Source organism: Streptosporangium sp. NPDC049078, from assembly GCF_040648855.1.
GTDB lineage: Bacteria > Actinomycetota > Actinomycetes > Streptosporangiales > Streptosporangiaceae > Streptosporangium.
Map to the genome: position 1 here is coordinate 59,178 of NZ_JBEZEL010000003.1, position 13,091 is coordinate 72,268.

At 69.9% G+C, this 13,091-nt stretch carries 8 protein-coding genes; 1 reads left to right on the top strand and 7 read right to left on the bottom strand.

Annotated elements, in window-relative coordinates; genetic code table 11:
• Nucleotides 1-565: 565 nt before the first annotated feature.
• Entirely contained in the window at nt 566-1,300 is a 735-nt protein-coding gene (locus AB0B90_RS05440; protein WP_350947525.1) for an alpha/beta hydrolase, read from the bottom strand.
• Nucleotides 1,301-1,594: 294 nt separating this feature from the next.
• Between AB0B90_RS05440 and AB0B90_RS05445 the strand changes: the two genes are divergently transcribed.
• Complete coding sequence (locus AB0B90_RS05445; protein WP_350947526.1) at nt 1,595-2,065, top strand: flavin reductase family protein; 471 nt, start codon at nt 1,595-1,597, stop codon at nt 2,063-2,065.
• A 243-nt stretch (nt 2,066-2,308) separates the two neighbouring features.
• On the opposite strand, the gene sppA is transcribed toward AB0B90_RS05445, so the two are convergent.
• The 6 genes from sppA to AB0B90_RS05475 all read right to left on the bottom strand — a co-directional run bounded on the left by sppA (nt 2,309) and on the right by AB0B90_RS05475 (nt 13,011).
• On the bottom strand, nt 2,309-4,012 hold the full coding sequence (gene sppA / locus AB0B90_RS05450; RefSeq protein ID WP_362899290.1) for a signal peptide peptidase SppA: 1,704 nt from the start codon (nt 4,010-4,012) through the stop codon (nt 2,309-2,311).
• Nucleotides 4,013-4,147: 135 nt separating this feature from the next.
• Nucleotides 4,148-6,238, bottom strand: a complete 2,091-nt coding sequence (locus AB0B90_RS05455) for a S8 family serine peptidase (RefSeq protein WP_362920939.1) — start codon at nt 6,236-6,238, stop codon at nt 4,148-4,150.
• 228 nt (nt 6,239-6,466) lie between these two features.
• A complete protein-coding gene (locus AB0B90_RS05460) occupies nt 6,467-8,068 on the bottom strand; it encodes a glycosyl hydrolase family 18 protein (protein ID WP_350947529.1) in 1,602 nt (533 codons plus the stop codon).
• A gap of 433 nt (nt 8,069-8,501) precedes the next feature.
• Complete coding sequence (gene glgB / locus AB0B90_RS05465) at nt 8,502-10,802, bottom strand: 1,4-alpha-glucan branching protein GlgB (RefSeq protein WP_362920942.1); 2,301 nt, start codon at nt 10,800-10,802, stop codon at nt 8,502-8,504.
• Between the two features lie 289 nt (nt 10,803-11,091).
• Nucleotides 11,092-12,333 carry a copper amine oxidase gene (locus AB0B90_RS05470; RefSeq protein ID WP_350947531.1) on the bottom strand — a complete coding sequence of 414 codons (1,242 nt, stop codon included), beginning with the start codon at nt 12,331-12,333 and terminating at the stop codon, nt 11,092-11,094.
• A gap of 3 nt (nt 12,334-12,336) precedes the next feature.
• Nucleotides 12,337-13,011 carry a hypothetical protein gene (locus AB0B90_RS05475; protein WP_350947532.1) on the bottom strand — a complete coding sequence of 225 codons (675 nt, stop codon included), beginning with the start codon at nt 13,009-13,011 and terminating at the stop codon, nt 12,337-12,339.
• Between the last annotated feature and the right edge of the window lie 80 nt (nt 13,012-13,091).

The following is a 13,091-nucleotide window of genomic DNA, read 5'->3' on the forward strand; positions in this document are numbered from 1 at the left end:
AAAACGACCATGACAAACTCCGGCGCATACGCCGTCACCCTCCGAACAAGTCAGCGCGAGAGCCAATCGCTCCCGCGTTACCCCAGCCCGCCATCAGGCCCAAGGCGGGCCGAGGTCGACGGTTCGGAGCGTTCTAACAGCAAACGATCAGAAATTACCCATAGAACCTTTATGTCCGCAATATGTGTAAGAGGGGCTAAATAGGACACGTGTTTCGGGTTTGAAAATGCGGTGTATCGAGACCGGGTTCTCACGGTGACGCTCGGTTGCGGGGAGGGGCGAGCCGAAACGATCACGTAGGGGGAGGGGGCGGTGGCTCACAGTTCGCCTGGGGGCTTCGCCTTTGAGTTTCTCTGAAGGCGGGGTTCACGAGCGGCGAGATATGGCGGTCTTCGCAATGGCCACGAGGGGAGCGGAGAGCTTGAACTCGGGGTTTTGGGGCGGGCCGAAGGTGGTGGCGGTGGTGCTGGAGTGGCTGGGGGTGATTTCTCGCGGGTTGAAAGCGGCGACGGGAAGGTCGTGGGGCGATGTGATTCGGAGCACATCGGGCCGAGTGCGGCAGGGGTCAGGTGCCGAGCCGGTCGCGTACGCGGTCCGCGAACCAGTCGGGTCGTTGTAGCGGGATGCCGTGTCCGCAGTCCGCCACGATTTCCAGCTCGCTGCCCGGCAGGGCCTCGTGCAGCACGCGGGCCGACTCCCGCATCAGGGCCCGTTCACGTCCGCCGGCGAGGATCAGCGCCTCGCGGGGGAAACGCGACCACGCGGGCGGCGGCGTGAAGCGCAGGTTCTCGCCGACTGCGGCGAGCAGGGTCTGCTTCGAGACGCTCGCGGACGTGCGGATGTAGTCGTCGAGCAGCGGATCGGGGATGAACAGCTGCTTGGCCTGCAGTTTGGCGAACCACCGCTGCCGGGCGAGTCCGGCGGTGGCGCCGAGTAGGCCGAGGGTGAAGCCGGTGGCCGCGATGGGCTTGGCCTGCGCGCTGACCACGACCACGCGTTCCACGAGCTCGGGCCGGTGCGCGGCGAGCAGGACCGTCAGCTGCGCGCCCAGGGAGAACCCGACGACGGAGACGCGACCGCCCACGTCGTGGAGGAGCTTCGTCAGGGCTTCTGCGGTCTGGGCATGGGAGTGATACGTCTCGTCCGCGCTGCGGTCGTGGCCGGGCAGGTCCGGGACGATCAACCGGTGGTCGCGCGCGAGACGCTCACGCACCGGCTCCCACATCCAACCGGCGACACCGCCACCGTGCAGCAGGAGCACGGGCGGGGCATCGGCAGGACCGTGTGTCTCGACATGCATGTGAAGCTGCTCCCGTCGCGTCGGCCGATGACCATGATGCCAGGGGTGGCCGTCCGGCCGACTCGGCGGTGATCAGGCGCCGGTCCGGTGCTCTCCTACCGGGTGGCGGTCTATGCCATGGAACATTCCGGAGAAGTCCAGGTCGGTGGGTCCGGCGCTCTCATGCCGGTGGCGGTCTCGTCTTTGGTCCATCCGGTGCCTCGCGGTTGGAGAAGGGCGAGGGCATGAGGTGAGGTGGTTCGGAGGACATGGGGCCGGGCCAAGCGGTCGGCATGGGTCCGGGATGATGGCCGGATGAACGAGTTCGTCGAGGCGATGGCCCAGGTGGTGACCGGGGTGACGATCGTCACCGTGAAGGACGACCGCGACGACGTGGGGGTGACGGTCTCCACCTTCACCTCGCTGTCGCTGGATCCTCGGCTGGTGATGGTGAGCCTGGACAGCGCCGGATATCTCAACGAGCTGCTGCTCAGGCAGGACAGATGGGCCGCGAGTGTGCTGTCGGCCGGGCAGAAGGCGATCGCGAGCCGGTTCGCCACGGCAGGCCGTCCTGGTGCGAGGTTGTTGCTCGCGGGGACGCCGCACCACCGGGGTCCGCTGAGCGAGGCTCTCGTGGTGGACGGTGGTGTCACCGCGTTGGAGGCCGAGACGGTCAAGGTGGTCCCGGCCGGGGATCACACGCTGTTCATCGCGAAGGTCCTCGGGGTCGAGTACGTCGACGCGTCCCTGCTGCCGCTGGCGCGCTACCGGAGCCGCTATCGCTGAAATCCCGCTCACCCTTTCTCAGGGGTTCCGTACGGGCGCTCCTGCAGGTTTCGTGCGGGCGCGAGAGTCGCCGCGACGGGAGGCGTGTCCGGCTCGACGCTCATCGGGCGCGGCCTGTCCTTTCCGGGCGCCGCGAGGGACGCCGCACTGGCGGTGCACCGGGCGACCGTTCGTCCGGCGCCGGATGGCGTGAGAGCCGCCCCGGTCGACCGGGACGGCTCTCACGGCGATGTACGACGAAGGTCAGCGGATCGTCCAGGTGCCCGGCAGGATGAGCGGGCCGTACGAGGGCAGGCCCAGCTCGCCGGCGAGGTGGGCGAGGGGGCCCCACGACTCCAGGCGGACCTTGGCCAGGGCGGCGGCCTTGTCCTCGCTGGACTCCGCGGGGCGCAGCCGCTCCAGGGGGTTGAGCTTGGGGTAGACGCGTACGGGGGCGTCGACGGCGAGGCCCGCCTTCTTACGGGCGATGGCGAGGGCGTCCTCCAGGCCGCCGAGCTCGTCGACGAGGCCGCCCTCCAGGGCGTCGGCGCCGGTCCAGACCCGGCCCTTGGCCAGCTCGTGGGCGCGCTCGCGCGACAGGCCGCGTCCCTCGGCGACCTTGTTCACGAAGTCGTCGTAGACCCGGTCGAGCCAGGCGTTGATCCGCGCCCACTGCGCCTCGGAGAAGGCGTTGGTGGGGGAGAACATCCCGGAGTTGGCGCCCTCGCCGACGGTCTCGGAGGTGACGCCGATCTTCTCCAGCAGCCCGCCGATGACCGCCTTGCCGCCGAACACGCCGATGGAGCCGGTGAGCGTGCCCGGCTGGGCCACGATGACGTCGGCGGCCATCGAGACCATGTAGCCGCCGGAGGCGGCCAGATCGCCCATCGAGATGATGATGGGCTTGCCCGCCTTGCGGGTGAGCACGACCTCGCGCCAGATGGCGTCGGAGGCGGTGTACGAGCCGCCGGGGCTGTCGACCCTGAAGACGACGGCCTTGACGTGGTCGTCGTTGCGGGCCGCGCGCAGGGCGGCGCAGATGGTGTCGGAGCCCATCGCGCCACCGCCGCCCAGCGGGCTGCGACCGCTGCGGCCGAGCCGGATCGCGCCGTTGCCGCGGACGAGCGCGACGACCTGCTCGCCGGGGTGCGGGAGCTTCTTCGCGGACAGCGACTTGGCGTAGCGGCCGACGTACAGCAGGAGCGCGCCGTCGCCGACGGACTGCTTGACCTCGTCGTAGACCTCGTCGCGGTAGGCCAGTCGGTCGACGAGCTTGGCCTCGACGGCCTCGGCGCCGATGAACGGGCCCTGGTCGATCAGCTCGCGTACCTTGGCCGGCTCCAGGCCGCGTCCTTCGGCGATGCCCGCCACGACCTGTTCGGTGATCGACTCGGTGATGCGGCTCATCGACTCGCGGTGGGCCTCGGTCATGTGGTCCTGGGTGAAGGTGTTGGCGGCCGTCTTGTACTCGTGCCGCTGGCCGATCTGGTACTCCACGCCGATCTTGCCCAGGGCACCCCGCAGGAAGCGCTGCTCCATCGCGACACCGGTCAGGCCGACGTCGCCGGAGGGCTGGAGGTAGACCCGCTCGAAGGCGCTGCCCAGGTAGTAGGGGACGGTGCCCCCGCCGATCTCGCCGAAGGTCTCGGCGAACGCGACGGTCAGCTTGCCCGAGGCCCGGAAGTGGATCACAGCCTGGCGGAGCTCCTGGACGATCGCGAGGCCCAGCGGCTGGGTGCCGATCTTGACGATCAGTGCCCTGACCCGGTCGTCCTTCCTGGCGCGCTTGAGCCCGGCGAGCACGTCGGTGAGGCTCGTCTTGCGCATCGCCATGATGGCGCTCAGCGGGTCGGCCGGAGGACTGCCGTCTGTCAGGCCCTCGGTGAGGTCGAGCTCAAGGATCAGGGGAGCGGTACGCCGCTGCTTGAACCGTTCGACACTATCGATGATCACCTTGGTCGCGTCCATGTCCCTCACCCTAAGCGACACATACCGGGCTTATGCGGCTCGGCAGGTTCTCGCCCGTTTTCTGGCACAAGCGAGCCCCGTAGACCGCGTGCCTTCCGGCTCTGCGCGGGCTACGGGGCTACACGGCCTGCGGGGCTACGCGGCTCGGCGGGCGTTCACCTGCTTCTTGAGCATCGTGGTGGACGCGGCGGGGGAGGAGCCCTTCAGGCGTGCCTTCTCGACCGAGGTGAGGACCGTCTTCAGCGTGGCCGTCTCCTTGATCTTCGCGGTGAAGTTCACGCCGCCGTTCGCCCAGTTCAGCCAGGCGGCGAGCAGTTCGCTCTCCAGCTTGGCCCTCGCCGTCTTCTTGGCGGGCTTGAGCACCTTGTACGCGCCGCCCAGGGTGGAGGCGGGCGTGACCTCGGAGAAGACCTTGCTCGCCTTGGCCACCAGGCCGAGGTAGCAGCTCACCGTCGCGTCCTTGATCGTGCCCTTGCCCCGGGTGACCTCAACCGCCCACTGCGCGGCGCTCAGCGTCTTGGTGGACTTGCCGCGCGTGCACACCGTGGCCGTCGCCGGCGGGGGGACGGTCACGGTGACGGTGACCGTCACCGTGGGCAGCGGGACCGGCGTCGGCACCGGGTCGTTCGGCGGGGCCGGCGGAGGGGGAGCGGAGCTGGGCCCGGGACTGGGTTCGGGGCTGGGGTCCGGGCTCGGGTCGGTGCCGGTCTCCGGGCCGGAATCGTCGCCGGGAACCTCGGGGCCGGGGGGAGTGACGGGGTCACCCGGGGTGCCTCCGGCGATCGCGGCGTTCAGGTCGAGGCGGGGGGTGGTCACGCCGCCGTAGGTGACCTGCCGGCCCGCGGTCTTCAGCGCTGCCTCCAGCGCGTCCGGGGTACCGGGGGTCTTCTGGGCCATCAGCGCCATGGCGCCGGTGACGAACGGGGTGGACATCGAGGTCCCGCTGTAGACCTGGTGGCCGCCGCCCGGCACCGCGGACTCGATCTCCAGGCCGGGGGCGAAGAGGTCGAGCACGGAACCGTAGTTGGACCAGTAGGGGACGGTGTCGTCGTCGCCCGTCGCGCCGACCGTCACCGGGGCGGAGAAGCAGCCGGGAGCCCCGGCGCCGGGCACGCCCTCGTTGCCTGCGGCGGCCACGACGGCCACGCCCTTGGCGCGCAGGTCGTCGACGCGGCTCTTCATCGCCGCCAGGTCCGGTTCGGCGTCACAGGTTCCCTCGTACAGGCCGCCGCCGAGGCTGAGGTTCACCGCGGCGATGTTCCTGCCGCCGTCCTTGAGCTTCGCGACGTGCTCCAGGGCGAGCAGGAGCGTGGACTCGAACGCGCTCAGGCAGACCCCGCCCTCGTCGTCGCAGTCGTTGAACCTGCTGAAGACCTGGATCGCCACGATGTCCGCCTCGGGGGCGACGGCGTGGGCGATCCCCGCCACGTGGGTGCCGTGGTCGCACAGGTTGACACCCTCGTGGACGCAGGCGGGGGTGTTCGCGTCGGCGGATCCGGGGTCGTTCGTCTGCCCGTTGGGGCACAGGGACTGCGCGCCCTCGTCCGTGGCGGAGAAGCAGGCCTGCTCCACGACCTTGCCCCCGAAGTCGGGGTGGCCGGCGTCGATCCCGGTGTCGATGATCGCGATCGTCTGGCCGGCGCCCTTGGTCCCGGTGGCGTGCGCCTTGTCCGCGCCGATCACCTGCAGGCTCGTGGCGAGCGAGCCGGAACTCAGCGAGCCCAGCGCGGTGGGGGAGTAGACGCGGTCGCGGCGGATGGAGAGGACGCGCGGGTCCTCGGCGAGCTTCGCGAGCGACTCGCCGGTGCCCTCGACCACGATGAACGAGGTGTCCGCGGGTTCGAGGACGACCTCGGCGTCGGGCAGCTGCCGTGCCTCCCCGGCCACCGGGGCCGCCTCGGCGGGGGCCGCCAGCTCGACGATGACCCGGGCGCCGTCGGTGTCGGAGGCGAGCCCCTCCTCCAGTTTCGGCTGCGGGGGCGTCGCGTCGGCGGGGGGTGAGACCGGTGTGTCGGCGGGGGTCTCCTGACCGCCCGTCCCCTCGGATCCGTCGCCCGTCTCCCCTGCTCCGGCCTCGGCTCCGGCTCCGGATCCGTCGCCCGGGGCCACGGGTGGGCTCTCGCTCGCGGAGGCCGTCGGGGGCGCCGGTACTTCTTCGGCGAGGGCGGGTATGGCGGGCGAGAGGGTGAAGACCAACGCCATGGCCACGACAGCTCGAAGTCGCACGCGTCCTCCGGGGGGATCAAAAGGGCGTTTCGGAGTCTAAGCAGCCGTATGCGCCAAGTGAATACTTTGCCCCAGATTTGGAGGATCTTCGGAGAAAAGCTCTGCCCCCGCGGCGTGACGCGCACGGGGGCGATCGGTCCCCGCGGCGTGACGCGCGCGGAGGGCCGAGTGGAGAAAAGCTCGGCCCCCCGCGGCGTAACGCGCTCGGAGGGCCGAGTGGTCGAAATATTACTTGAGGCCGTTGGAGATCGCGGTGATCAGCTCACCGTTGGTGGTGTCGCCGCTGGTCTCCCAGAAGAACGCCCCGCCCAGACCCTGGTTCTTGGCGTAGGTCATCTTCCCGGTGATGGTGGAGGGGGTGTCGTAGCTCCACCAGTTGCCGTTGCAGTAGGCGTAGGCGGTGCCGCCGACGGTGCCGGTGGGCGGGCACTTGGTCTTGAGGACCTTGTAGTCCTCGATCCCCGCCTCGTAGGTGCCCTGGGCCGCGCCGGTGGCGGAGCCGCCGGGAGCCGCCTGGGTCACGCCGGTCCAGCCGCGGCCGTAGAAGCCGATGCCCAGCAGCAGCTTGCTCGCCGGGATGCCCTTGGCCTTGAACTTCTGGATCGCCGCGTCGGAGTTGAACCCGGCCTGCGGGATGCCGGTGTAGGAGGTGAGCGGCGAGTGCGGAGCCGTCGGGCCCTGGGGGTTGAACGCGCCGAAGTAGTCGTACGTCATCGGCATGAGCCAGTTCAGGTTGTTGATCGCGCCGGCGTAGTCGGCGGCGTCGATCTTGCCGCCGTTGGAGCCGTCGGCCGTGGTCGCCGCGGTGACGAGGGCGTTGGCGCCGAACTTGGTGCGCAGCGCGGAGATGATGTTCTTGAAGGCGTTCGGGCCGCTGTTGTCACAGGTGAGGCCGCAGGCGTTGGGGTACTCCCAGTCGATGTCGATGCCGTCGAACACGTCGGCCCAGCGCGGGTCCTCGACCAGGTTGTAGCAGGAGTCGGCGAACGCGGCCGGGTTCTGCGCGGCCTGGGTGAAGCCGCCGGACCAGGTCCAGCCGCCGAAGGACCAGATGACCTTGATGTTCGGGTACGCCTTCTTCAGCTTGCGGAGCTGGTTGAAGCTGCCGCGCAGCGGCTGGTCCCAGGTGTCGGCGACGCCGTCGACGCTGTCGGCCGCGGTGTAGGCCTTCTCGTAGTCGGCGTAGGAGTCACCGATGGTGCACCGGCCGCCGGTGGTGTTGCCGAAGGCGTACAGGATGTGGGTGAGCTTCGACGCGGAGCCGCTCGTGACCAGGTTCTTCACGTGGTAGTTGCGGGCGTAGACGCCCCACTGGGTGAAGTATCCGACGATCTTCTTGCCGCCGGGGGGCGGCGGGGTGGGGGTGACCGTCGGGGTGGGGGTCGGGGTCGGCGTGGGGGTGACCGTCGGGGTCGGGGTGGGGGTCGGCGAGGGGCCGGTGCCGTTGCAGGCGGCGCCGTTGAGCTTGCAGTTCAGCACGCCGGTGATCCCGCCGGGCGCGCCGTTGAAACCGAAGCTCGTCGAGGCGCCCGCGGCGAGCGCGCCGTTCCACGACTTGTTGACGAAGGTGTAGTGGTTGCCGCTCTTCGTCAGGTCGGCGTCCCAGGACGTGGTGATCGAGGTCCCGGCGGGGAGGTCGAACTCGACCTTCCAACTGGTCAGCGCACTCGTCCCGGCTTGCACGACGACCTTGCCCTCGAAGCCTGATCCCCAGTTCGAGGTCGTCGTGTAGGTGGCGGTGGCGGGTGTGGCGGCCGTCGCGGTGCCGATCCCCAGGGGAACCAGCAGCGCCGCCGCCGCGATGAAGGAGCCGATGGTAATTCGTCGCAAGGGTCGCTCCAGGTCAGAGAGTGCCGAGTCCCCGTATTCATAGGAAAGTTTCCTATTAATTACCAGAGCGTAGGTTCTCGTACGCCGACGGTCAATGCCTTGTTCGTTGATATAAGGCCGATTTAAGGTTTTCGGCCGAACGGGCTGCGGCGAGGGTGCCGGAAGCATAGAGCGCGAAAACGGGCCGGTCGCGCGAATCGCGCGACCGGCCCGTTCTCACCTGGTCTGTTGGACTCTGCGGAGGGGGAGTCCGACGGCTCTGTACCGGGGGAGCCTGGCGGCTCCGTTCCTTGGGGGAGAGCCCCGGATGGTTCCGGAAGCTCCCGCACGAGTCCGCAGGGGAGACCCCGAAGGGTTCCGGGAACTCCTGATGAGTGCGCCGGGAAACCCGGGGGAGTCTGGGAGCTCCGGATGAGCCCGGGGAGTGGTTCGGTCAGGCCGGTTCGGCCTCCCGGCGCTCCTCGGGTCCCTCGGGCTCGGTGGCCTCGGCCGCCTCCCCTACGACCTCAAGCCGCTCCCGCGCGATCTCCTGCTCGGCGGCCTGGACGATCTCCTCCGCGCGCTGGTCCGCGGCGGGTTCGAGCGCGCCGGGGTGGCGCAGCCAGAGGGCTCCCAGCGGCGGGACGCGCATCGTGGCCGAGTACGGCAGACCGTGGCGCGGCTCCTCGGTGGCCTGGACGGCGCCGAGGTTGCCCACGCCGCTGCCCGCGTAGTCGTAGGCGTCGGTGTTGAGCACCTCCTCCCACGCGCCGGGGAAGGGCAGCCCGAGGCGGTAGTCGTCGTGCGGCGCGCCGGAGAAGTTGGCCACGCACGCCACCACCGAGCCGTCCTCGGCGTAGCGCAGGAAGGAGAAGACGTTGCCCAGCGCGTCGTCGGCGTCGATCCAGCGGAAGCCGTCGGGGGAGGCGTCCACGCTCCACAGGGCCGGAGACTCCTTGTAGACCCGGTTCAGGTCGCGCACCAGCCGCTGCACCCCCTTGTGCCCGTCGAAGTCGAGCACCCACCAGTCGAGCCCGCGCTCCTCCGACCACTCGGACCCCTGGCCGAACTCGCCGCCCATGAACAGCAGCTGCTTGCCCGGATGGGCCCACATGAAGGCGAACATCGCCCGCAGGTTCGCGAACCGCTGCCACTCGTCGCCGGGCATCTTGCCGAGCAGCGACCCCTTGCCGTGCACCACCTCGTCGTGCGAGAGCGGCAGCACGAAGTTCTCCGAGTACGCGTACATCAGCGAGAACGTCATCTGGTGGTGGTGGTACTGGCGGAAGACCGGCTCGTGCTTGAGGTACGCGAGCGTGTCGTGCATCCAGCCCATGTTCCACTTGAACCCGAAGCCGAGCCCGCCCAGGTGCACGGGACGGGAGACGCCCGGCCAGGCGGTCGACTCCTCGGCGACGGTGACGATGCCCGGCGCCTCCCGGTAGGCGACCGCGTTCATCTCCTTGAGGAACGCGACCGCGTCGAGGTTCTCCCTGCCGCCGTACTCGTTGGGCGTCCACTCGCCCTCGCGCCGCGAGTAGTCGAGGTAGAGCATCGAGGCGACCGCGTCGACGCGCAGCCCGTCGATGTGGAACTCGCGCAGCCAGTACACGGCGTTGGCGACGAGGAAGTTGCGCACCTCTCGGCGGCCGAAGTCGAAGATGTAGGTGCCCCACTCGGGGTGCTCGCCCCGCGCGGGGTCGGCGTGCTCGTACAGCGGGGTGCCGTCGAACCTGGCCAGCGCCCAGTCGTCCATCGGGAAGTGCGCGGGCACCCAGTCGACCAGCACCCCGATGCCCGCCTCGTGCAGGGCGTCGACGAGGTGGCGGAAGTCGTCGGGGGTGCCGAAACGGGAGGTCGGGGCGTAGTAGGAGGTCACCTGGTAACCCCAGGAGCCGCCGAACGGATGCTCGGCGACCGGCATCAGCTCCACGTGCGTGAACCCCATGTCCACCACGTAGTCGACCAGCTCGACGGCGAGCTCGCGGTAGGACAGGCCGGGGCGCCACGAGCCGAGGTGCACCTCGTAGACGCTCATCGCCTCCCGCAGGGCGTTGCCCTCCGCGCGGCGCCGCATCCACTCGTCGTCCCGCCAGGCGTAGTCCGACTTCTCGATCACCGACGCGGTCGCGGGGGGCAGCTCGGTGCGCCGGGCCATCGGGTCGGCCTTGGCCCGCCAGATCCCGTCCACACCGAGGATGCTGAACTTGTAGCGGTCGCCGGGGCCGAGACCGGGGACGAACAGCTCCCACACGCCCGACCCGCCGAGCGAGCGCATGGGGTACGCGGCGCCGTCCCAGTGGTTGAAGTCGCCGATGACCCGCACCCCGCGGGCGTTGGGCGCCCAGACGGCGAAGGCCGTGCCGTCCACGTCCTCGTGCCGCATCACCCGCGCGCCGAGGACCTCCCAGAGCCGCTCGTGGCGTCCCTCGCCGATGAGGTGCAGGTCCATCTCGCCCAGGGTCGGCCAGTGCCGGTAGGGATCGGTGGTCTCGTACGGCTCGGCGCCGGCGTAGGCGATCCGGAGGCGGTAGTCGGGGATCTTGTCGACTCCGGGCAGGGTGACCGCGAACACGCCGTGGGCGACGTGCTTCATGTCGTGGGCCTTGCCGTCCACGAGTGCCTGGACCCGCTGCGCCATGGGGCGCAGCGTCCGGATCGTCACGCCCTCGGGACCCAGGTGCGACCCGAGGATCGAGTGCGGATCATGATGTGCTCCGCCCGCGAGCCGGTCCAGGTCCAAGTGCGCGCTCATGGCTTTACTCCCGTAGATCGATAGCCCCTACCTTGCCCTACTCGGGTGACCGAACCCATGCCCATGTCCGCTATCACCATGCGTATTGGGAAACGCGCGGAGCCAAAGGAGGGGAAAGTCACGGTTGTCGGTCATGTGGGGCCATCACAACGCTGTGCGCCGACCGTATCCGATCATCGGCGGCGGCGTCCCGGTCGAACCCGGCCGATTCCGATGATCACATCACCCAACACCGCCCGGTGCCGCCCTGTGCGGTCAAAAGCTGCATAAAGCAGCAGAAAACAGCAGGTCAGTGCGGGTTTTTGGCGGTGACGTCGCGGGGGGTGATCCGGAACCCCTGCCAGTGGCTCGGCATCGGGTCGGCGTCCTCGTCGCGGGGGACGTGGTGGTAGCCGACGTTGACCCACAGGACCGGATCGGTGAGCCGCTCCCCGTTGGTGTAGCGGTCGACGGACAGGGCGCACCCGGGAGACGGGTTGACCGTCGCGAGGCGCTCGCAGGAGCGGTAGTCGGTGACGTAGAGATCGGCCCGGGTGAAGGCCTCGTCGGCGGGACCCCGGTACTGGGCGGTGTCGGAGTTGTTGATCTCCCAGGAGACGCGGTGCCCGTCGGCGTTGCGCACCTTCCTGTCGACCACCCGCCACCAGCGCATCGGCCTGCTGACGGCCTTGGCCTCCGTCCCGAACACCGTCCGCTGGATCTTGCGGGTCCCGGTGCCGGAGCCGCTGAAGTCGTACTGCTCCACGACGTCGTCCGCCCGGCCCGCCACGTCGAAGTCCAGGCGCCAGAAGATGTTGTGGGTGTGGTTCGCCTCGAACCCGGTGGCGCCCACCCCGATGGGCCAGCCGTGCTCGGGTGTGGTGGTGAACCCGGCGAGCGACCCCGTGGCCCCCACACGCGGGGTGATCGCGCCGTCGTCGGAGAAGGCCCACTCGGCGAGGTAGGTGTACCAGCCGACCTGGAAGGCGGCGAAGACCACCAGGTCACGCCCCTGGGCCGTCATGTTCAGCTGATCGGGGACCGCCTTGAGGTACGCGTGGCCGCGCGCCCTCGTCGTCACGCAGACGAACTGCTCGCGGCGCTCGCCGAGCGGGCAGTCCGCGGCCCGCAGCGGAATGGCGGCGTATCCCAGCGAGCCGATGTCGTGGTAGCGGGGCCTGCCCCTGTCGTACGGCACGTGGATCTGGGCGAGCGAGGTGCTGCGCAGCACGGTGATCGGCCGATGGCCTCTCGGGGTGTAGACGATCCCGGTCAGGGTGAGACCCTCGACGTTGCGCATCTCCCAGCAGAGCTGCCAGCGCGCCCCGTTGGGCAGGGTCTTGTCGACGCGGTACGGCGCGTTGCAGGGGGCCGCGGGAGGTTGCGCGCCGGTTCCCGTCGCCGCCGGCGCCGTCTGCGGGCCGGGGGACGGCGCCGCGCCGGAGGAGGTGAGCTGTGGTGGCAGCGGCGGTACGGGTGCTCTCGGCGCGGAGGGCGGCGCGGCGAGCCCTCCGGCGAGCAGGGCGCAGGAAAGGGTGAGGCGGAGGAACACGGATTACCACTCCAGGGTGTGGATCTTCTTGGCGGACAGGTCGACGACCATCCGGCTGGTGTCCAGCCAGGTGCCGTCGGGCAACCGGACGAACAGCCGCAGGCACCGGTGGACGTCGCACTCCTTGGCGGACCCGCGCTCGCCGTACGGGGTGAAGATCAGCCCGCGCAGCCCCAGCTCCGCCGCCGACCTCAGCGGTCCGCCCCCGGCCTTGGTGTACGCCTCGCGCACGGTCTTGCCGTACCCCGGATGGGCGAGCAGGAGGGCGGCGGCCGTCGTCTCCTCCTCCTTCGACGGCGGTGGCTGCACCCCCCGCGCCACGGTCTCCCGTACGACCTCGCCCCGGCCGAGGTCGACGGTCCGCACGATGAGCCTGTCGCTGCCGTAGTCGTAGAGGTACGCGTCGGCGCGGCGCCGGTCGGAGGCGTCCTTGTCGTCGTCGCGCTCCACGTAGAGCAGCTTGATCCGGCCGGCGGCCATGTGCGACCTGGATCCCGCCGACGCGATCGTGGTGGCCTTGGCGACCTCCTGGCCGGTGAGCGGGTCCTCCCGCGCGGGCATTCGCAGGGCGGCCCCCGCGGCCTGCGACCCCTGCTCGCCGGAGACGAACAGCGCCGCCCCGGCGACGACGGCCACCCCCGCTCCCGCGACCGCCATCACCATCAGTCTTCGCCCCATGAGCACCTTCTTTACTCACCGTTGACTTTTCCTTGCGAAGAGTAGCGATCGGTGAGTGTCCCGGCGGGTCCAAAGGCGTA